Here is a 20,490-nt window from a genome sequence, read left to right on the forward strand (position 1 = left end):
TTTAACAATTTTGTCTGGAAACCATAGCATTGTGGCCCCACCTGATCCCATCCCGAACTCAGAAGTGAAACGCAATCGCGCCGATGGTAGTGTGGGGTCTCCCCATGTGAGAGTAGGTCATTTCCAGACGCCTAATACACGAAAAACCCCAGTAACTCTTACACAGAGTTACTGGGGCTTTTTCGTATATACGCTTCGCGAACCTCTACTTCACATGCAGCCCACAGCCACTGTGTGGGTGGGCCCCTCAGCTTGCAGCACAGCTGCTTCGCGCTACAAAGCCCTTGAGTGCGTTGCATTCATTGCAGGGCTTCTCCACCCCCATGTGTTCGCTACGCGAACCGAGAAGTCATTTCTTTGCAGTGTTGGACTTAGCAAAGTTGATGCACCATAAGCTACGAGCGTTAAGATATTCTTGCTTACCGCTTACCGCTTACCGCTTACGGCTTACGGCTTACGGCTTACGGCTTACGGCTTACCGCTTACCGCTTATGGCTTAAAGCTTGTTCAAAGCATCTATGATGGGCTTGTTGGCTTCGGGGAAGTCGTAGTTTGCTAGTTGGGTGAGTTCGACCCACTCTACTTGTTGGCCTTCTAAGCCCTCAGCTTCACCTGAGAAGTGATTTACAGTGTGAATGTCTAACAGAACCTGTTTGTCAGGATAATCGTGTGAGATGACCATTAGTGGCTCTGTTAGTTCGATAGTGAGGTTAACTTCCTCTTTAAGCTCTCTTACCAAAGCCTGTGAGGTGGTTTCTCCGGTTTCGACCTTACCCCCCGGAAACTCCCATTTGCCGCCCTGATGCAGGTTTTGCGGGCGTTTGGCTAATAGTACCTGGTTGTTGCTATTTAAGATCACCCCAACGGCGACATGGATGCGCTTCATCTGTCGTCATCCTTGAAGAAATCGGCTTCTTCATAGCCGAGGGCATCTAAATCCTCCGCATCGAATTCAGGCTTCACAGGAATGGCATGTTTCTCTGAGGCCCAGTCTCCGAGATCGATCAGTTTACAGCGTTCGCTGCAGAAGGGTCTGAATTTTGACTCAGGTGTCCACTGGACAGGGGTTTGGCAGGTTGGGCAGTTGACGACTGTTGGCATATAGCGTTCCGAAAATCACATTTGTGCCAATGGTAATCACTTTAGGCGCAGGTTGCCAACATAAAGTCGATCGATTGATTCGAGTGTTTCTGCTGCTCGAATAGGACGAAATGGATGGCGTATCGGTTGCGATGACCGCTTATGGTTGGATAGCAGCCTTTATCGGCATCCAGCTTGACCCTGATTAAGGATAGGGCCTGATTGCTGCTGCCTTGATAAAAACCGGCAACGGCCTTGGCGGGATGATAATGGGTGGCTTTTCGGATGAGTTCGAGCAATAGTTTTACAGGGGTTAGAAGGCAGTCGAATTGGTTTGTCCAGGTTTGATATTCCTGCTGGCGAACTTCCCAAGGTTTGGCGAGCCAATAGTGCAGTTGCGGCAGGTCGAAGTTACAGCAGGCGCCCGGCATACCAAATCGCTGTCGCAGTGCAGACAAAAATCTGTCTTGCTTTAATGCTTGCCCCGGACGCTCACAGTTGAGCAGACCTTCTCTGGCGGCCTGTAATTTATCCAGATAATAAGCGACCTGCTGAGCATCTATATTGGGCTCAGTCTGCCACTGTTTCAAACTGAGTAGTTGCTTGTCGATATCTTTGATCAGTTCACCGCGATAATCACAACGCTCGGTTAATTCGCAAAGAGAAAATAGCGGATTAAAACATCTATGCTGATGATCTTGCTCTAAATTGCTTGCCAATTGCTCGGCAAGATATTCGAGTCGCAGGTAGCTGCGAGTCTTTTCATTTAGTGGTTGTTCATAGATCAATTCATTCATGACATTATTAGGGCGTGTTTATCTTTCAAGTTTGTTTTTGCAGCCGTTTGTTGGAAATTTATACAAGGCAGCACTTTTGATGTGTGGTTATTCCACATGAGAAAGTGCTAACGCAGTAGAAATGACAACAAACGCTGCCCTACGGGTTCGGCTAAAAGCGTTTTACTCTTTGTTATGAGCAGATTTGCTTAGATGACTAGGCGTCACAGCTCATGCCGTGATTAAAACGCTTTTATCTTGAACAAAAATTAAACAGTAAAGATAAACACGCCCTAAGTGCATTCTGCTAATTTTATGTATTTATTATGTAAGCTAACTACTTTGCTTGTTAATTCAGAAATCGTTCCCTGATTGTCTATGACATCGTCAGCCTTAGCTAACTTCTCTGCCCGGCTGGCCTGACTGCCCATAATATTCTGGACTTGTTGTGCGCTAACGCCATCACGTTCCATTGTGCGTTTGGTTTGTAACTCTGGTGAAATATCAATCACTAAAGTGCAATTGACTAAGCTATCTAAACCATTCTCAAATAGCAAGGGCACAACTAAGATTGCGTAGGGAGAGTTAGCTTTTTGTAATTGGTTTAACATTTTTTGCCGAATCATGGGATGCAGCAAATTATTGAGCCATTCGCGCTCTGAAGGGGTATTGAAGATTTTTTCCCTCAGTACCGATCTGTTCAGCTCACCATCTGCTAACAAAATCTCATCGCCAAAATGCTCGACGATTTTTTGCAGGCCAGGGGTGCCTTTGGCTACCACCTCCCTGCTGACAATATCGGCATCGACAAGGTCTATGCCCAGTTCGGCAAACAGGTTAGCAACCGTGGTTTTACCGCTACCAATCCCGCCTGTGAGTCCCACGATAAAATTTGCCATTGCTTTACCTACTTTTTTGGTGAGAACGCCCGTTATAGAGTAGAAAGATACCAGTCTATGATCTGCTCACCCCAGATTAGCGCGATCCAACCTGCCACGGCGATATAGGGGCCAAAGGGGATGGGATTGCCGGAATTAATCTTTTTGTTGACGATAAGCGCCACGCCAACAACTGCACCGACGACCGATGAGAGTAAGATAATCAGCGGCAGAAATTGCCAGCCGAGCCAGGCGCCAAATACCGCCATGAGTTTAAAGTCACCATAACCCATGCCTTCCTTGCCGGTAAGCAGCTTAAAGCCCCAGAATACAGACCAGAGACTCAGATAGCCTGCCACCGCACCTATAACAGCATCATGGATCGAGGTAAAAGTGCCGTTTAGGTTGATGATCAACCCCAGCCATAACAGCGGTAGGGTGAGTTGATCGGGCAATAGCATCTCATCGAGATCTATGCCAATCAGCGGGATTAAGGTGAAGGTGAGGATGGCGGCAAACAGAAACTGCCAGCTTGGGCCAAAATGGTAGGCGAGATAGGCCAGGGCTAATCCTGTCAGAGCTTCCACCACGGGATATCGACCTGAGATTGGGGTCTGGCAACTGGCGCAGCGACCTTTGAGCATCAGCCAACCCAGAATGGGCAGATTATGCCAGGGTTTGATATCTGTCTTGCACTTGGGGCAGGCTGAGCCTGGCACAACCAGATTGTATTTTTCAGGATAGTCATCGATTGGCTGAGCCAGTTTTGAGGCTATCGGCTTGATTGTGTCTTTATGATACTCATCGAGATAGTGATTGCATTCTTGCTGCCATTCCCGTTTCATCATCACAGGCAGACGGTGAATGACGACATTTAAAAAACTGCCAATGGTGGCGGCGAAGATAAATACAATGGCGACAAACAGCCAAGGGTGCTGCGTCATTACCTGAATAAATTGGGTCATTTTTTATTATTACTAATTAGCTTAATTTTTAATGAGTTAGTATTTTGGATTTTATATAACCGAGGCGATAGTGTCTATCGGGCTACGGGCTACGGGCTACGGGCTACGGGCTACGGGCTACGGGCTACGGGCTACGGGCTACGGGCTACGGGCTACGGGCTACGGGCTACGGACTCGCAGCTAGTAGCTCGCAGCTCGGGATTCGCTACCCGCCGCTGCCGTTAACCCACCACATTACCTAACTGGAAGATAGGCAGGTACATACCTATGATTAAACCGCCTACTACAGTACCTATCACCACCATCATTACAGGTTCAATCAGGCTGGATAGCGCATCGACGGCATCGTCCACCTGCATCTCATAGATGTTAGCAATCTTATTGAGCATATCATCCAGTCCGCCGGACTCTTCACCTATCATCACCATCTGGATCAGCATGTCAGGGAACAGCCCCACAGTGCGCATGGCGACGTTCATCTGCATGCCAGACATCACCTCTGTGCGCACTTTAATCAGGGCGCTGCGATAGACATAGTTGCCCGAGGCGCCGGCGGCGGATTCCAGGCCATCGATGAGAGGCACACCTGCGGCAAAAGTAGTCGCTAGGGTGCGAGCAAAGCGCGCCATGGCGGCTTTATGGAGAATTTCGCCGATAACCGGGATTTTCAGCACAAACTCATCGACCTTGTTCCGGAATTTTTCCGATTTCAGATGGGTGCGCCGAAATGCCCATACGCCGACAACTATGGCAATAACGAAGAAATACCAAGAACCCTGTAGCCAGCGTGATATGTTTATGATTAGCTGGGTAAAGGCGGGGAGCTCGGCGCCGAAGCTACTAAAAATATCCTCAAATTGAGGAACTACAAACAGCAGCAAGAGAGTAGTGACGGCAATCGCCACCACGACAACGGCAGCGGGATAGAACATGGCTTTCTTGATCTTGGATTTAAGCGCCTCGGCTTTCTCGCGGTAAGTTGCAATGCGGTCAAACACGGCATCCAGAGAGCCTGAGTGTTCCCCTGCGGCCACTAAGTCCACATAGAGATCGTCGAAATACTGTTTATGGGGTCTTAATGAATCCGACAAGGGGATACCCGCCTGCACATCGCCTACTATAGTGCCCAGCAGTTCACGCATTCTGGGCTTTTCATGGCCACGGCCGAGCATCTCAAGAGTGGTGACTATGGGAACACCCGCCGCCAGCATGGTAGCAATTTGTCGGGTGACCATGGCGATATCCATCGCCTTGATCTTAGGGTTACTCTTAAACAGCGGCTCGGGCTTTTTCTTGACTATTTTGGGGTTAACCCCCTGGGCCTTGAGCAGGGCCTTGATTTCGTTGCTTGAGGTGCCGCGCAGCTCACCCGTGGTTTTTTTGCCGTCGCGGTTGGTGCCTTTCCACTCGAAGGTAAAGACCTTAGGCTGGTTATTGGCCGCTTTTTGCTTTTTGCTTGATGTTTTTGGTTTGGCAAGTGAGGCGGTAGCCATACAAGATCCTTTGTGTAAAAGAAGTTTTAAGTTTTGCTAAGCTACGAGCTACGAGCTACGAGCTACGAGCTACGAGCTACGAGCTACGAGCTACGAGCTACGAGCTACGAGCTACGAGCCTAGAAGCTGGTTACCCGGTTGATTTCGGCAATGCTGGTGACGCCATCGATCACTTTACGTAGGCCAGATTGTCGCAGATCCCGCATCCCTTGCTCTTTGGCTTGATTGGCGATTTGCAGCGAGTTGCCTCCTTCCATAATAGTACGGGCAATCTCATCTGACATCTTCATCACCTCATAGATACCCACACGCCCCTTGTAGCCGCCTGAGCATAATTCGCAGCCCTTGGCCTTATACACAGTAAAGCCCTCATTAATCTGTGCTTGAGTGAAGCCTAAGTTCTGCAGTTCATGTTCGGGGACATCTTCGGGTTCGCGGCACTCGGTACATAAACGCCGAGCAAGACGCTGGGCAATAATCAGATTCACCGAGCTGGCGATGTTATAACCGGGAACCCCCATGTTAATTAAACGGGTCAGGGTTTCGGCCGAGGAGTTGGTATGCAGTGTAGATAAGACCAAGTGACCTGTCTGCGCCGCCTTGATGGCAATTTCGGCGGTTTCTAGGTCACGTATCTCACCCACCATGACCACATCCGGGTCTTGGCGCAAGAAGGAGCGCAGCGCCGAGGCGAAGGTGAGACCGGCTTTTAAGTTAATATGAACCTGATTGACGCCTTCTAAGTTAATCTCTACCGGATCTTCGGCGGTAGAGATGTTGCGCTCTTCGGTATTGAGGATATTTAAGCCGGTATAGAGGGAGACGGTTTTACCCGAGCCCGTCGGGCCAGTCACTAAGATCATCCCCTGGGGCTTGGCCAGCATCTCTTCATAGAGTTTACGCTGATCTTCCTCATAGCCGAGTTTTTCGATACCCAGTTGGGCCGAAGAGGAATCGAGAATACGCATTACTATCTTCTCGCCCCAGATGGTGGGCAGGGTGCTGACACGAAAATCGATAGACTTGGTGCGCGACAGCTTCATCTTGATGCGGCCATCCTGGGGCACACGGCGCTCGGCGATATCCAGCTTGGACATCACCTTCAATCGAGCAGATATGCGCGCGGCCAGATTCACCGGCGGCTCTGAGACCTCATGTAAGATGCCATCGATTCGAAAACGGATGCGATAGCGTTTCTCGTAAGGTTCAAAATGCAAGTCCGATGCCCCTTTACGTATGGCATCGGTCAAAATCTTGTTGATATAGATAACAATCGGCGCATCGTCGCTGCCATCACCCGCCTGCTCTTCGTTGCGCTTATCTGTGTCTGTGATCTCTATGCCAGCGAGGGATTCTTCATCTATGCCCTCTAAATCCAGCGCCGAGAGATCTTCTTCGAGCACCTTCTCAAGCGCCTTAGTGAGCTTATCGTCTTCGACCAATATGGCCTCGGCGTGCAGGCCGGCGCTGAACTGGAAATCCTCAAGCGCGGCAATGTTAGTCGGGTCCGATGTGCCTATATAGAGGCGGTTGCCGCGCTTAAACAGCGGCAGGCATTTGTGTTTCTCGATGAGCTTACGGTTAACGAACTCTTCGGGGATGCTGCTGATATCAAATTCGTTAAGATCAAGTAGCGGCGTGCCATACTCTTCATAGCAGAGTTCGGCGATCTGCTTGGCCGGGATCAGTTTTTCTGAAACGATAGTAGAGACGAGGGATTGCTTGGTGTTTCTGCTTTTAGTAATAGCAGAGGAAAGGCTGCTCTCATCGAGCAGCCCTTTACGCAAAAACAGCGTGGATAGTCCTAAATGTAGACCGGTAGTTGGCATTTAGAAATTAACAAAGGTTGGTTGGGTTACAAACACCTGCCCAAGTTAAAGTCGTACCGTTTGCTGTCGCAGTAGGAGTCATAGTGTATGTTTCGGTTCCTGCGAATGGACTTGTATTTGCAGCTGTAGCTTGGATTGCTGCAGTACCAGTAGCAATTGTTACGCCTCCCAAAAAAGTGGTTGCTTCAGGTGCAACCTCACCAATTTTGGCAAAAGTATCACAGTTAGCTAGAGATCCTTCTGACTGAAAACAAATATCTACAGCTGTCTTAAGTGCCATAGTTCCGTTTACAACTTCGGTGAATTTAGCTTTCTTTGTGTAATTTTGATAAGCGGGCAGCGCGATGGCGGCCAGGATACCGATGATCGCTACCACGATCATCAATTCGATGAGGGTGAAACCCTTAGCATTCTTAACTGCCTTGTTTAGTTTAATACCTTTCATTTGTACTCTCTCCGTTTGATAACACTTTTTAAATTTACAACTCTTTACAACAGAAAATAAAACAGGCTGTTTCAGCTCTTGCTTGTTTTGTGCAATGGCATCACAGCTAGGTTTCAGCCCCAGAACGACCCCTTACCGCTACTTAACCGCTAACTGCGTCGTTGATGTTGCATCCTTTCTTGACTCACTTGAAATTCTAGATTCTAGAAACCTAGACTCTAGCCCCTCGTTTCTCGCTTACCACTCTTTTACATGATCTTTAACATCACCTTTTACTATCTGTTTTACTATCAGCTGTTAGCTGCAGGGATGAAACTGCAACGAAATTAGTCTGATAAGTTAAAAGCTAGTCAAAAGCAGGCTAGTGTCAAATCAGAATGTTAACTTTTTAACTTTAGCATTAACACTTGTATCTGAATAGTGTGATCTGAGTCTGTTTTTTATTGGCTTGAATCTTTTTGATTTTAGACCAGTTTTTGTACTGCCGATGAACAGATCTTGCGACCCGTTCGCCTGAAAGCAAACTTATTACAAAGTATTAATAAATAAAATAGTTATATGTCTCAAAAAGCCTCAAATAGTTAATATTTATATAAATTTGTCTAAGAGGGGATTTTTTAAAACTTAAAAGTTATAGCAAGAATTTGGCTTTGTCAGAAAGTTTGGCGCTTGGGGTTTTGGTGTCAAAATTTTATCGCGGATGAATTTTAGACGGATGTGAATTCTATGCAGACCAATAATTTTGGTCTGCATAAAATTCAAGCATTATTTGTTAAATTTGTTTTAAATTTTAGTGCTGTGTTGATGATGCTGAATTAAGTGGATGAGATAGATCACTACTCGAATTACCTTTGAAATAATCGCTGTAGGGAAAAAGTCGCTGACCCTCATCATAGAATTTTCTAGATAGTTCTTTCTTTCCAAGCTGTCCGCAGGCTGTTGATAGATCTTTGTATAGCCTTGCTTTAGGCCAATAGCTCACTATTTTTTTTGTAGATTCTAAAAAATATAGTAATGATTCTGGATCATTTTGTTTGGTTAGTAGAGGGGATAAAAACCATGAGTATTCGATACTTTCTGGGATAGGAATAGGATTTATTATCTCTTGTAGATAGCTGTATTGGCTGTATTTAGTCTCTACGAATTTACTGAGACGACTATGGGTATGTAATCCACTTAACATAAAAACTATAGTTAACAGAGGGATTAATAGTGAGCTGAATTTGAAGTTCAGATACCTAGGCATAGTAGTTATTTTTTCATTAAAAACTGATTTTTCAATTAGATAAATTGTAAAAATGAAAGTGATATATACGATGGCAGAATGGTAAAAAGGAAGCTCTGTCATTGAGTGGAACAGTGAAGGAAATAAGATGGCTAAAAAGAATGCTCCGCTAGCCCAACAATTTGAAAAATAGCGATATATGCTAAATATGGTTATGGCGACAATTGCCAGAATAGGGAGAATTCCTCCCTCCACACCCCATAATAAAAGCTCGTTGTGAGGATGAATTGCATTATTGGCAAATTGTGCTGCACTAAAATCATTGCTTGTTATATAGCCTGCTTGTTCCTGATAAAAGCTATGGCTAAAACTGCCATAACCGGTACCAGTAAGAAGATTCTTACTGATAATGATCAAGGAGATCAGGTACAAGGTAGGCCTGACGATTGTTGCAATTTCTCTTGGGGAGTATTGCTCATTGAAGAGATTCAACAAAAATGGAATCAATAATCCAACCAGAATGGATAAATACCAGCGGCGAAGAATTCTTTTATCTGCACTGCGAAACAGTAAAGGCGCCGTACCGAGTAAGACAACGAATAGGGCAATAGTCGCGGTTTTGGAGCTATTTAATATCACTAGCCAGGCTGCGAGTGTTGAAGCAAGGTAAATGATTGTTTGTTGCTTCTTATCTAGATCTTTCATAAAAGCTAATAGATAGGCAGTAAGTGCAATCCCCATCACGAAAAATGTCGCTGCAACATTGGGCTGTCTAAACACTCCAAATGGTCTCATCGTCTTAGCATCAAATGCCAGCAAACTTCCCATCGTGTGAACATAGTGCTGAAGTAGCCCGAGTGAGCCCTCCAAGATTACTCCTATCAGTATCCAGAATGTCAGCTTTTGTAAGGTTTTGATTGAAAGTTTTATTTGATAAAGGCTAAAGAGAAAAACGAGTCCAGCCACTAAGCCCATGAGCCTTTGATAGCTATTATGTATTAGCTCATTTTTGCCAAATAAAATGGGTATAAAAAGTGTGAGGGTGAAGAGGCAAACTGAGATCAATAGTGGCGAGTAAACTAATGTGTTTTTATTGGTGCTGTTCCATAAACCTAAGCCAATCAATATAGAAACAAATGACCAAACGACCAAATTAAAGGGAAGTTCGAGACCCACACCCCCAAAGTTATGTTGAAAATAATGCATGCCAACTGCAAACATAAGAGCGAAAACGATATAGAAGTAACGTTGTGATGCAGTTGCCATGCAAAATCCTTTTTATTGTTGTTTTATGATGTGACGTGTTAGTAAAACATCATTTCAATCTTAAAGACAGATCCAAGGCTTTGACATGTTTGGTGAGGGCGCCGACTGAGATGTAATCGACCCCGGTTTTGGCAAAATCGCTGATGGTGTCTATGGTGACATTGCCTGAGACTTCCAGCTTGGCGCGGCGATCTTCCGGATAACCTTGCTCTTTATGAAAGCGATTGTTGAGCTCGACCGCTTCTAGCATCATGGTAATGTCGAAATTATCCAGCATCACGATATCGGCGCCAGCTGCCAGTGCTTGTTTTAGCTCATCCAAGCTTTCGACTTCCACTTCGACCAGTTTGTCGCTGGCCAATTCGCGGGCGGCGTTAATGGCCTTGTCGATACCGCCGCAGGCCATTATGTGATTCTCTTTAATTAAAAAGGCATCGAACAGGCCGATACGGTGGTTTTTGCCGCCACCGCAGGTAACGGCATATTTCTGTGCGGTGCGCAGACCGGGCAGGGTTTTGCGAGTGTCGAGCAATCTGCAATGGGTGGCGGCGATTTTATCCACATAGATTTTGGTGAGGCTGGCGACGCCCGATAGGGTTTGAATAAAGTTCATCGCGGTGCGCTCGCCGGTTAAGATGGCGCGGGCCGGGCCTGAGAGCTCGCACAGTACCTGATTGGGCACCAAGAGATCGCCATCGTCCACATGCCAGTGTAGGGCCACTTCGCCGCCGAGTTGATTAAATACCTGTTCCGCCCAGGCTTTGCCGCAGAACACGCCCTCTTCGCGGGTGATTAATGTAGCTTGGGCATATTTATCGGCGGGGATGAGTTGGGCGGTAATATCGGCACACAATTTTTGCTGTGGGGTTAAATTGGCGTCAGCCTGATAACCTAAATCTTCTTCTAGTGCGACTTTGACTGCGAGTCGAATATCATTTTCCAGCATCTTGCTTTCCTCTATATGCCTTTATATGGCTATGCCTACTTTTGCAGGGCTTTAACTGCAGGAGGATTATGAGTAAATGATTTACCCATAAGATTTAGCCCATTAGCCTGCTGTGAGCCTGAAATTTGTTTGGCTTGATCATAGCAAACCTAAGGTTTAAAAAGCAGGATAAATTGATCTTATTTGAGCTACGGGCTACGGGCTACGGGCTACGGGCTACGAGCTATGAGCTATGGGCTTCGAGCTACGGGCTACGGGCTACGGGTTTCGAGCTACGAGCTGCGAGCGGCTCGCGACTCGTAGCTCGCAACTTCTTTGCTTTTTGCTCGCAGCTAGATTTTATAAAAGCAGCTTGTTTCGATGGCGCTGTGGGTTTAAGATTTTTTTAATTTGTTTTTATTAACTTATATGGTCTCTGTGGTGAGTAAAATCGGTTTTTCTCAAGGTTGGATTGGGGCGGCGCGAAGGTGCGAGTCGCCCCATTTTAATCGGCGGCCTGACAATGAAGTCAGTCTGCTGGTGATCCACAATATCAGCTTGCCTGCGGGCTGTTTTGGCCTGCCTTATATAGACCAGCTGTTTCAGGGCTGTCTGGATAGGGACGCTGATGCCAGTTTTTGTGAACTTGATGGCTTGAGGGTATCGGCCCACTTTCTTATTCGCCGTGACGGTGAGCTGGTGCAGTATGTCAGTTGTGATGACAGAGCCTGGCATGCTGGGGTATCGAGTTACCGGGGGCGGGAAGGTTGCAACGATTTTGCCATCGGCATCGAGCTGGAAGGCACGGATGATACGCCCTATAGCGATGCACAATATCAGCAGCTGGTGCAATTAACTTTGGCCTTGTTTGATGCTTATCCTATGCTCAATGTTGATGCTATCGTAGGTCACTGTGATATTGCGCCGGGGCGAAAAACCGATCCCGGTGAGAGTTTCGATTGGACAAGATATAAGAAAGGGCTTGAGGGCTGAGCTACGGGCTACGAGCTACGGGCGACGGGCTAAGAGCTAAGAGCGACGAGCTAAGAGCTAAGAGCTAAGAGCGACGGGCTAAGAGCTGAGAGCTGAGGGCTACGAGCAACGGGCTACGGGCTACGGGCTACGAGCTACGAGCTAAGAGCTAAGAGCGACGGACTTCGAGCTGCTCGCGACTCGTAGCTCGAAGCTCGCAGCTAGATACTCGCAGCTGCTTTTAAAAAAGAGATAAAGGAAGAGATATCGATGGCACTGTTTTCCTTGTTAGTGGCGATCTTGATTGAAAGGTTAAAGTTGCTGCCCCAGGCATGGCAGTTAGAAACCTTGCTGAGTCTGTATGTGAAGACCTTTTTTGGTCGTGAGCCACTGCATCAGTCGGCCATGATGGCGGTTGCTCTGTTACTGCCGACATTGGCGGTGCAGGTGCTGGCCTGGTTTGTCGCTGGGCTGTTTTGGGGCGTTTTGAGTCTGGCGCTCTGGACCGCGGTTGCGATCCTCTGTTTTAGTCATCTCAAGCAGAGAGAGATTTTTAAGCAGTATATTCAGGCGGCCTGTCGCGGCGATGTGAGCGGGAGTTTTCATTATGCCGAGCAGCTGGACCCATACAGTTCGCTGGAGGCTGTTTCCGAGGTGGATCTAGGGGCGAAAGTGGGCCAGACGGTGGCCTGGCTTAACTACCGTTTCTATGGCGCGGTGGCCCTGTATCTCATCTTCTTAGGCCCAGCTGGCGCTGTGTTCTACTGTACTGTGCGCTATTTTTCCGATGATGCGAAAGTGAAAGGGCTGGAGCTGCCCTTGGTGGAGCCTTTGCTGACCTTGCTCGATTGGTTGCCTAGTCGCTTAATTGCCTGTGGTTATGTGCTTAGCGGCCATTTTACCTCGGCGTTAAACCAATGGAGTCAGCGGGCGTTTAACTGGCGTGTCTCGGCTAGGGAGATTATCACTGAGGTGGCGCTGGAGGCTGAGACCCTTGAAGTGGATTCCGATGCGCCCATCTGTGTGCAATCGACCATCTCTTTGCTGCGCCTCAGTAAGCGTAACTTTATTCTGCTTGTGATAGGCCTGTCGCTGTTGACCATATTTGGGGTGGTGCCTTAGCGGGCTAGGAGCTACGGGCTGCGAGCTACGGGTTGCGAGCTTCGAGCTTCGAGCTAAGGGCGGCGAGGAGCGGGGAGCGGGGAGCGAGGAATTTAGATTCTAGATTCTAGATTCTATGTAAGAGGAGCGAATTTGCTCAGTTGCGGATCTTGGCCTATCTTAAATGGTCGAATCTCTTTCTATCAAAGTGTTAGCTATGCTCACAAATCGAGTGATTGCTTGATGTGGATCACAAGCTGGACATATCAAATGTGATTTGATAAAGTGCGCTCAGTCAATTAAATTGGTAAGACCAATTTACAATAGGAGCTGAGAGCCATATGGCTTATAGCAAAATTAACCAGCCAAAAATTTCTGACGTGATTATGAATCAGTTAGAGCAGATGATCTTAGAAGGTAGTCTGCAACCTGGTCAAAAATTACCGCCAGAACGCGAATTGGCTCTGCAGTTTGAAGTTTCGCGACCCTCCCTTCGTGAAGCGATTCAAAAGTTAGAAGCAAAAGGCCTGTTGCTACGCCGTCAGGGCGGTGGCACCTATGTCAAAGAACAACTTTGGCAGAGTCTGGCCGATCCCATAGTCGAGTTGATGCACAGCGATTCCGAGAGTCAATACGATCTGCTCGAGTTTCGTCATGCCACCGAAGGCATGATGGCCTATTTTGCGGCGCTGCGGGGAACCGATGCGGACATGCAAAATATCCAGCAAAAAATCCAGGAAGTAGAAGCCGCGAAAGATATTGAGGCACAGGCGGAGGCGATTGTTCGTTTCTATCGCGCCGTTGCCGAGGCATCACACAATGTGGCCATGCTGCATCTGGTACTCAGTTTATCTCCCGTGCTGCATAAGAATGTGGCACAAAACCTGGAACTGCTCAGCCGCCGCGCCGAAGCATCCAAGATGGCAAATGATCATAGGCGGGACCTGCTCGCTGCGATTGTCCGCCGCGATCCTGAAGCAGCAAGAGAAGCCTCGAATGAACACTTAAGTTACATCGAGGAAGTGATGTTGTCTGTGCGGGAAGAAGATAGCCGGTTGCAGCGTAGTCTGCGCCGTTTGAAGAGTGGCGCTTAACCCGTAGGTTAAGTCGTCACCTTTTTAATTAATTCATACATTAATGTATATAGAGAAGGACTGCGATATGTCTGAACATATGCTACAAGACTTAGATCCATTAGAGACCCAGGAGTGGTTAGATTCACTGCAAGCCGTGTTGGAACAGGAAGGTTCCGAGCGTGCTCATTACCTGCTAGAGAAGCTGATCGACAAGGCGCGTCGTAACGGAACTCATCTGCCTTACACGGCGACGACTGCCTATTTAAACACAATTCCTGCAGGTCAAGAGCCTCACATGCCTGGGAATCAGGAGATGGAGCGTCGTATTCGCGCCATCGTCCGTTGGAACGCGCTTGCTATGGTGCTGCGTGGTTCGAAAAAAGATCTTGAGCTTGGTGGTCATATCTCCAGTTTCGCCTCTAGCGCGACCATCTATGACGTCTGTTTTAACCATTTCTTCCGTGGCCCGAACGAGAAAGATGGCGGCGATTTGGTTTATTTCCAAGGCCATATCGCTCCAGGTATCTACTCTCGTGCCTTCCTCGAAGGTCGTATCAGCGAAGAGCAGATGAATAACTTCCGTCAGGAAGTGGATGGTAAGGGTCTGTCATCTTATCCGCACCCTAAATTGATGCCTGACTTCTGGCAGTTCCCCACTGTTTCTATGGGTCTGGGCCCGATTCAAGCTATCTATCAGGCACGCTTCCTTAAATACCTGACCGACCGTGGTCTGAAAGATTGTTCTGAGCAAACTGTTTACTGCTTCCTGGGCGATGGTGAAGTGGATGAGCCAGAAGCCTTAGGTGCTATCGGTCTGGCGGCTCGTGAAGAGTTAGACAACCTAGTTTTTATCGTTAACTGTAACCTGCAGCGTCTCGATGGCCCTGTGCGCGGAAACGGCAAGATTATTCAAGAGCTTGAAGGCGAATTCCGTGGTTCTGGCTGGGAAGTGGTTAAGGTTATCTGGGGTCGTTACTGGGATCCACTATTGGCCCGTGACACCAGCGGTAAACTGCTGCAGCTGATGGAAGAGACAGTTGATGGTGAATACCAGAACTGTAAGGCCAAAGGTGGCGCCTATACCCGTGAGCATTTCTTCGGTAAGTATCCAGAAACCGCCGAGATGGTGGCCAATATGTCAGATGACGATATCTGGCGCTTAAACCGTGGTGGTCACGATCCGGTGAAGATGTATGCTGCACTGGAACACGCGAAAAATACCAAGGGTCGCCCAACGGTTATTCTGGCCAAAACCGTTAAAGGTTATGGTCTGGGTGATGCCGGTGAAGGTAAGAATATCGCGCACAACGTGAAGAAGATGGATATCGAAGCGATCCGCTACTTCCGCGACCGTTTCAACATCCCTATCCCTGATGATAAGTTAGACGAAATTCCTTTCTATCACCCAGGTCCAGATTCCGAAGAGGTGAAATACCTCAAAGAACGCCGTGCGGCGCTGCATGGCCCAATGCCTGCACGTCTTGAGAAGTTCTCAGAAGATCTTGAAGTGCCTTCACTGAAGATTTTCGATGGCGTATTAAAAGGCTCAAATGGTCGTGAGATCTCAAGCACTATGGCCTTTGTGCGTATTCTTACCGCACTGTTGAAAGACAAGAAGATTGGCAAGAATATTGTGCCAATTATTCCTGACGAAGCCCGTACCTTCGGTATGGAAGGTCTGTTCCGCCAGGTGGGTATTTATGCTCACGAAGGGCAGAAGTATGTGCCGCAGGATTCTGATCAGGTGGCTTACTACCGCGAAGACAAGTCGGGTCAGGTCCTGCAAGAGGGTATCAACGAGCTGGGCGCTATGTCATCTTGGGTGTCGGCGGCGACCAGTTACTCGGTTAACGACATGCCTATGATCCCCTTCTATATCTACTATTCTATGTTTGGTTTCCAACGTATTGGCGATATGGCATGGGCGGCTGGTGATATGCGTGCCCGTGGTTTCATGGTGGGCGGCACGTCTGGGCGTACAACCTTGAACGGCGAAGGCTTGCAGCATCAGGATGGTCACAGCCATATTCTGGCCAACACAATTCCTAACTGTATCTCTTACGACCCAACCTATGGTTACGAGATTGCGGTGATTGTTCAGGATGGTATCCGACGCATGTATGGCGATGATCAGGAAGATATCTTCTACTACCTGACCACAATGAACGAAAACTATGTTCAGCCAGAAATGCCAGAAGGCGTTGAAGAGGGCATAGTTAAGGGTATCTATAAGCTTGAATCGGTTAGCGGCAGCGGTAAGGGTAAGGTTCAGCTGATGGGCTGTGGCACTATTCTTGAGCAGGTGCGTAAAGCGGCGCAGGCCTTAGCTAAAGACTTTGGTATTTCATCAGATGTGTTCAGTGTCACCAGCTTTAACGAACTGACCCGTGATGGTCAGGCGGTTGAGCGTTACAACATGCTGCACCCAACCGAGACACCTAAGCAGGCGTATGTGAGCCAAGTGATCGCAACCGATTCGCCTGCGATTGTGGCGACCGATTACATGAAGCTCTACGGTGAGCAGCTACGTGCTTATATCCCAACGGATTATAAAGTGCTGGGTACAGACGGTTTTGGCCGCAGTGACAGCCGCGCCAACCTGCGTCATCACTTCGAAGTGGATGCCAAGTTCATCGTGATTGCATCACTTAAAGCCCTAGTGGATCGTAACGAGTTGCCGGTCGATGTCTTGACTAAGGCGATTAGCGAGTACGGTATCGATACTGACAAGATCAATCCACAGTACGCATAAGGGGATAAAAGATGGCTGAATTAAAAGAAGTTTTAGTCCCCGATATTGGCGGGGATGAAGTACAGGTTATCGAAATCTGTGCCTCTGTGGGTGACGCTTTGGCCGCAGAAGATTCAATTATTACGGTCGAAAGCGACAAGGCGACCATGGATATTCCTGCGCCTTTCGCCGGCACTCTAGCTGAGTTGAAAGTGGCTGTAGGAGATACGGTTTCAGAAGGCACCTTGATTGCTATGCTCAGCAGCGAAGCGGCGGCCGAGCCAGCGCCTGCTGCAGAAAAGCCTGCGCCAGTAGCTGAAACGCCAGCCCCAGCTCCTGTGACTGAAGCGGCGCCTGCTGCTCCGGCAGCAGCGGCAACAGGTTCTCAAGTGGCAACAGGTTCTCGAGTAATCGAAGTGACTGTGCCCGATATAGGTGATGCAAGAGATGTTGATGTGATTGAAGTGCTGGTGGCCGTGGGCGACAGTATCGATGTCGACAGCGGGCTAATCACTCTTGAAACCGACAAGGCCACCATGGAGGTGCCTGCACCTTCAGCGGGTGTTGTTAAAGAGCTTAAAGTGGCCGTAGGCGATAAAGTCTCTCAGGGCTCACTGGTACTCATGCTCGAAGTGAGCGGCGGCGAAGCCGCTCCTGCACCGACCGCAGCCCCTACCGCTAGTGCGCCAGCACAGCAAGCGGCGCCTGCTACAGCAGCCACAGTTGAAGTGAAAGAGATTGCCGTGCCCGATATCGGCGATGCTGCCGATGTGGACGTGATTGAAGTCTTAGTCGCCGCCGGTGATGTGATTGAAGCCGACCAAGGCTTAATCACCTTAGAAACCGACAAGGCGACCATGGAGGTGCCTGCACCTTTCGCCGGTAAGTTGGTTTCGGTAACCGTTAAAGTGGGTGACAAGGTGTCTCAGGGCAGCGTGATTGCTACGATTGAGACTGGAGCTAGCGCTTCACTAACACCAACATCAGCACCAACATCAGCACCAACATCAGCACCAGCACCAGCGCCAGCAGCAAGTGCGCCCGCAGCGGCTCTCGCGCCAAGTGCTCCTGCCCCGGCTGCGAATAAGCCGCCTGTACCTCATCATCCAAGTGCCGGCAGTCAGCCTGTAACAGGTGTGGTGCATGCATCCCCTGCAGTGCGTCGTCTGGCCCGTGAGTTTGGTGCCGATTTGAGCCAAGTGAAGGGTACGGGTCCGAAAGGGCGTATTCTTAAAGAGGACGTTCAGGCTTATATCAAGTATGAGTTGAGCCGTCCAAAAGCCTCTGCGGCTACTGCGGTTGCTGGTGGTGCTGGTGGTCTGAATGTGATTGCCGCGCCTAAGGTGGATTTTGCCAAGTTTGGTGAAGTGGAAGAAGTACCACTGAGCCGAATTCAGAAGATCTCAGGCCCTAACCTGCACCGCAACTGGGTGACGATTCCCCATGTGACTCAGTTCGATGAGGCGGATATTACCGAGCTTGAGAACTTCCGTAAGCAGCAAAATGAACTTGCCGCTAAGCAAAAAACTGGCATCAAGATCACCCCTCTGGTGTTTATGATGAAGGCGGTCGCTAAGACGCTGCAGCAGTTCCCTGTGTTTAACTCAAGCCTGAGCCCAGACGGTGAGTCGCTGATCAAGAAAAAGTACTACCACATAGGTGTGGCGGTTGATACGCCAAACGGTCTGGTTGTGCCTGTGGTGCGCGATGTAGACAAGAAAGGCATACTCGAGCTGTCTGCCGAACTGATGGATATTTCGGTGAAAGCCCGTGATGGTAAGCTCAAAGCGGCCGACATGCAGGGTAGCTGCTTTACCATCTCCAGCCTAGGTGGCATTGGTGGTACGGCATTTACCCCTATCGTCAACTATCCTGATGTGGCGATTCTGGGTGTGTCCAAGTCTGAGATTAAACCTAAGTGGAATGGTAAAGAGTTTGAGCCTAAGTTAATGTTGCCACTCTCTTTATCTTATGATCACCGGGTTATCGACGGCGCCATGGCGGCACGCTTTAGCGTGACACTGTCAAGTATGCTGTCCGATATCCGCACACTTATTTTGTAATGATGAAGGCTACTCGCGTTGAGTAGCCTTTTGTTTGATTTGATGTCAGGTTAAAATGCGCCCACCTTACGGGAATTCAGTTCTGTAGCTGGCGTGAACTCTCGTTGGACTAGCCAACGGAATGAAGAAGAATAGAGGAAAACATGAGTAACGAAATCAAAACTCAGGTAGTGGTATTAGGTGCGGGTCCTGCGGGCTATTCAGCGGCATTCCGTGCTGCGGATCTCGGTCTGGAGACTGTGATCGTTGAGCGTTTCAGCACCTTAGGTGGTGTGTGTCTGAACGTGGGTTGTATCCCATCTAAGGCACTATTGCACGTGTCTAAAGTGATTGAAGAAGCCAAAGCGGTAGCCAGCCACGGTGTGGTATTTGGTGAGCCTCAAATCGATTTAGACAAATTACGCGAATACAAGAAGAGCGTGATCGGCCAGCTGACCAGCGGTTTAGGCGGCATGTCTAAGATGCGTAAAGTGAACGTGGTTAATGGTCTGGGTAAATTCACAGGTCCAAACACGATTGAAGTTGCTGGCGAAGATGGCGTTAAAGTGGTGCATTTCGAGCAGGCGATCATCGCTGCCGGTTCTCGTCCAATCCAACTGCCTTTCATTCCTCATGAAGATCCCCGTATTTGGGATTCGACCGATGCATTGGAACTGAAAGAAGTACCAGGCAAGTTACTGGTGATGGGCGGCGGTATTATCGGTCTAGAGATGGGTACAGTTTACTCGTCACTGGGCAGTGAGATTGACGTGGTTGAGATGTTCGACCAGGTGATCCCGGCCGCCGATAAAGATATCGTTCGTGTCTACACCAAGAAGATTAAGAAGAAGTTCAACCTGATCCTTGAAACCAAGGTGACTGCGGTTGAAGCCAAAGAAGACGGCATCTACGTTTCAATGGAAGGCAAGAAGGCACCTGCTGAGCCTGTACGTTACGATGCAGTTCTGGTTGCCATTGGCCGTACGCCAAACGGTAAGTCTATCGATGCCGAGAAAGCAGGCGTTAAGATTGACGAGCGCGGCTTTATCAATGTCGACAAGCAGATGCGCACCAACGTGCCACACATCTATGCTATCGGTGATATCGTGGGTCAGCCAATGTTGGCACACAAAGGTGTGCATGAAGGCCACGTGGCTGCCGAAGTGATTGCGGGCATGAAGCATTACTTCGATCCTAAGGTGATCCCATCGATTGCATACACAGATCCTGAAGTAGCTTGGGTTGGTCTGACTGAGAAAGAAGCGAAAGAGCAAGGTATTGCTTACGAAACTGCGACATTCCCATGGGCAGCCAGCGGTCGTGCAATCGCCTCAGATTGTTCTGACGGTATGACTAAGCTGATTTTCGACAAAGAGACTCACCGCGTGATCGGTGGTGCCATTGTCGGTGTTAACGGCGGCGAGCTGTTAGGCGAAATCGGTCTGGCAATCGAGATGGGTTGTGATGCTGAAGATTTAGCATTGACCATCCACGCGCACCCAACCTTACATGAATCAGTAGGCCTAGCGGCTGAGATCTATGAAGGTTCTATCACTGACTTGCCAAACCCAAAGGCAAAGAAGAAAAAGTAATCCTTTTGCTCGCGCCTTGAGATTAAAGGTGAGTAAAATTTGATTTATAAGTAAAAAAGCACTCTATGAGTGCTTTTTTTATTCGCCTTAGGGA

At 48.5% G+C, this 20,490-nt stretch carries 16 protein-coding genes and 1 rRNA gene; 7 read left to right on the top strand and 10 right to left on the bottom strand.

Annotated features, from left to right (window positions below; translation table 11 throughout):
- Window positions 1-13: 13 nt before the first annotated feature.
- Window positions 14-129, top strand: a 5S ribosomal RNA gene (rrf, locus tag LZP69_RS11980).
- A gap of 367 nt (window positions 130-496) precedes the next feature.
- Here rrf and mutT read toward each other — a convergent pair.
- The 10 genes from mutT to nadC all read right to left on the bottom strand — a co-directional run bounded on the left by mutT (window position 497) and on the right by nadC (window position 10,903).
- A complete protein-coding gene (gene mutT, locus LZP69_RS11985) occupies window positions 497-886 on the bottom strand; it encodes an 8-oxo-dGTP diphosphatase MutT (RefSeq protein WP_234200847.1) in 390 nt (129 codons plus the stop codon).
- Window positions 883-1,101, bottom strand: coding sequence for a DNA gyrase inhibitor YacG (gene yacG, locus LZP69_RS11990; RefSeq protein ID WP_234200848.1), 219 nt, complete (start codon window positions 1,099-1,101; stop codon window positions 883-885). Before yacG ends, mutT begins: the two co-directional genes overlap by 4 nt.
- Window positions 1,102-1,142: 41 nt before the next feature.
- Window positions 1,143-1,877: a cell division protein ZapD gene (gene zapD, locus LZP69_RS11995; RefSeq protein ID WP_234200849.1), complete on the bottom strand. Its 735-nt coding sequence runs from the start codon at window positions 1,875-1,877 to the stop codon at window positions 1,143-1,145.
- Between the two features lie 272 nt (window positions 1,878-2,149).
- Entirely contained in the window at window positions 2,150-2,755 is a 606-nt protein-coding gene (gene coaE / locus LZP69_RS12000; protein ID WP_234200850.1) for a dephospho-CoA kinase, read from the bottom strand.
- 32 nt (window positions 2,756-2,787) lie between these two features.
- On the bottom strand, window positions 2,788-3,699 hold the full coding sequence (locus LZP69_RS12005; protein ID WP_234200851.1) for a prepilin peptidase: 912 nt from the start codon (window positions 3,697-3,699) through the stop codon (window positions 2,788-2,790).
- Window positions 3,700-3,920: 221 nt separating this feature from the next.
- On the bottom strand, window positions 3,921-5,192 hold the full coding sequence (locus LZP69_RS12010) for a type II secretion system F family protein (protein ID WP_234200853.1): 1,272 nt from the start codon (window positions 5,190-5,192) through the stop codon (window positions 3,921-3,923).
- 119 nt (window positions 5,193-5,311) lie between these two features.
- A complete protein-coding gene (pilB, locus tag LZP69_RS12015; RefSeq protein ID WP_234200855.1) occupies window positions 5,312-7,021 on the bottom strand; it encodes a type IV-A pilus assembly ATPase PilB in 1,710 nt (569 codons plus the stop codon).
- Window positions 7,022-7,028: 7 nt separating this feature from the next.
- Window positions 7,029-7,466, bottom strand: coding sequence for a prepilin-type N-terminal cleavage/methylation domain-containing protein (locus LZP69_RS12020; protein WP_234200856.1), 438 nt, complete (start codon window positions 7,464-7,466; stop codon window positions 7,029-7,031).
- 790 nt (window positions 7,467-8,256) lie between these two features.
- Entirely contained in the window at window positions 8,257-9,957 is a 1,701-nt protein-coding gene (locus LZP69_RS12025; protein WP_234200858.1) for a PglL family O-oligosaccharyltransferase, read from the bottom strand.
- 49 nt (window positions 9,958-10,006) lie between these two features.
- Window positions 10,007-10,903 (bottom strand): carboxylating nicotinate-nucleotide diphosphorylase, encoded by an 897-nt coding sequence (gene nadC, locus LZP69_RS12030; RefSeq protein ID WP_234200859.1) that lies wholly within the window; start codon window positions 10,901-10,903, stop codon window positions 10,007-10,009.
- A 429-nt stretch (window positions 10,904-11,332) separates the two neighbouring features.
- Here nadC and ampD point away from each other — a divergent pair, with 429 nt between their 5' ends.
- The 6 genes from ampD to lpdA all read left to right on the top strand — a co-directional run bounded on the left by ampD (window position 11,333) and on the right by lpdA (window position 20,396).
- Window positions 11,333-11,875: a 1,6-anhydro-N-acetylmuramyl-L-alanine amidase AmpD gene (ampD, locus tag LZP69_RS12035; RefSeq protein WP_442800683.1), complete on the top strand. Its 543-nt coding sequence runs from the start codon at window positions 11,333-11,335 to the stop codon at window positions 11,873-11,875.
- Between the two features lie 249 nt (window positions 11,876-12,124).
- The gene (ampE, locus tag LZP69_RS12040; protein ID WP_234200861.1) at window positions 12,125-12,976 is read left to right on the top strand and encodes a beta-lactamase regulator AmpE; all 852 of its coding nucleotides are present in this window, start codon (window positions 12,125-12,127) and stop codon (window positions 12,974-12,976) included.
- 320 nt (window positions 12,977-13,296) lie between these two features.
- Entirely contained in the window at window positions 13,297-14,049 is a 753-nt protein-coding gene (pdhR, locus tag LZP69_RS12045; protein WP_234200863.1) for a pyruvate dehydrogenase complex transcriptional repressor PdhR, read from the top strand.
- Between the two features lie 67 nt (window positions 14,050-14,116).
- Window positions 14,117-16,783: a pyruvate dehydrogenase (acetyl-transferring), homodimeric type gene (gene aceE / locus LZP69_RS12050; RefSeq protein WP_234200866.1), complete on the top strand. Its 2,667-nt coding sequence runs from the start codon at window positions 14,117-14,119 to the stop codon at window positions 16,781-16,783.
- Between the two features lie 11 nt (window positions 16,784-16,794).
- On the top strand, window positions 16,795-18,825 hold the full coding sequence (aceF, locus tag LZP69_RS12055) for a dihydrolipoyllysine-residue acetyltransferase (protein ID WP_234200868.1): 2,031 nt from the start codon (window positions 16,795-16,797) through the stop codon (window positions 18,823-18,825).
- A gap of 143 nt (window positions 18,826-18,968) precedes the next feature.
- The gene (gene lpdA, locus LZP69_RS12060) at window positions 18,969-20,396 is read left to right on the top strand and encodes a dihydrolipoyl dehydrogenase (protein WP_234200869.1); all 1,428 of its coding nucleotides are present in this window, start codon (window positions 18,969-18,971) and stop codon (window positions 20,394-20,396) included.
- The last annotated feature ends 94 nt before the right edge of the window (window positions 20,397-20,490 follow it).

It is taken from the genome of Shewanella sp. AS1 (genome assembly GCF_021412565.1).
Lineage (GTDB): Bacteria > Pseudomonadota > Gammaproteobacteria > Enterobacterales > Shewanellaceae > Shewanella.